The organism is 'Cynodon dactylon' phytoplasma (genome assembly GCF_009268075.1).
GTDB lineage: Bacteria > Bacillota_I > Bacilli_A > Acholeplasmatales > Acholeplasmataceae > Phytoplasma > Phytoplasma cynodontis.
This window is the reverse complement of the sequence record NZ_VWOH01000011.1, coordinates 1-1,303: the sequence shown is the minus strand read 5'-3', so window position 1 is coordinate 1,303 and position 1,303 is coordinate 1. Positions and strand designations below refer to the sequence as shown.

General features: G+C 25.0%; 1 protein-coding gene. It reads left to right on the top strand.

The genetic code is table 11. The features are described from left to right. Positions 1–40: 40 nt before the first annotated feature. Positions 41–1,303 (top strand): hypothetical protein (locus tag F1741_RS02210; protein ID WP_244609576.1); only part of this gene is annotated, 1,263 nt, incomplete at its 3' end.

The following is a 1,303-nucleotide window of genomic DNA, read 5'->3' as shown; positions in this document are numbered from 1 at the left end:
TGATAAAAAAAGTAATGAGAAAAAATCTAAGCCTTATCGTATGCATTCTAGAAATATTGGCTTTACATATCCTAATTTGTCTTTATCTAAAGAAGAAATTCAAGAAATTTTTGTTAAAAAATTTATTAAAGAAAGTCATAAAAGAAAAAAGAAAATTTATTATAAAGCTCTTCGAATTGCTCGAGAGCTTCATGAAGATGGTGAACCTCATATTCATATTCTTATTCAATTAAATAAGAAAACTGAGTTTTGTAATGCTCGAGAATTTTTTGCTCTTCCAACTTATAATAAAAATAATGAATTGGAAATGAAATATTGTAGTTTTGAGAAATATTTTGCTCAAGATACTCCTGAACATTGGTATCGATATATTGGAGCTTTTGGAGATATTTTGGATGATGGTATTTTTAAATTTAAACAATTCAGTAATAAGAAAAAAGTTGATGATTTTATTTATGCTGCTGATTTAAAAGCTAATGAATTAAAAAAAGCTCTTTTGAAAAATGAGATTTCAGCTTTTGAAGCTGAAAAAGCTTTAAATGATTTTTTAAAAGGATTGGATGTTGTTATTTATTATAAACAATTTCCTGTACGTGATAGGATTATTCAGGAAAATTTTTATCCTAAATCTCCTAATGTTGTTAAAAGAGTTATTGACCATTCTTTACAAACTTTTCGTTTAGAACATGAGAAAATTCAATTTATTATCAAAACTATTAAAGAACAATTTAATTCTAAAAGTCCTTTAACTGTTGTTTTAGAAGGTTTGACCCAAATTGGTAAAACGGATTTGGTTGAATTGATTTTACAAGAAGAATTAAAAGTTCCTTATAATTACACTAAAATAGATTTTAATTTTTCTAGGGAAGATTATAATGATAATTATAAAGTATGTATTTATGATGATATGGGTATGGAAGAAGTTAGTAGTAAAAATTTGATGCATGGTCTTATTGCTGGTCGAGGTTCTTTTCAAACTCGAGAACCTTATGGAAAAAAAAGAACTATTTCCGGCAATAAATTAAATATTTTTATTGTTAATAGAAATAAATCTTTTAAAGGATGGATTAAAAAAAATAAGCACTGGGAAAGATTTGAACATGAATATGTTGAGCCTAATGTAATTATTATTGATTTATATGAAGATTTTAATAAAGAATATCCAATGTTTTATAAACCTGAAGAAATTAAAGAAATGAATTTTTATAAAGAAAAATTAAAAGGTGCTAATGGTCGTTCAGCCGAAATATTGGCGAAATTAATTTTTGGAGATGATAAGGTTGAAGTTATTAATAATGATTTT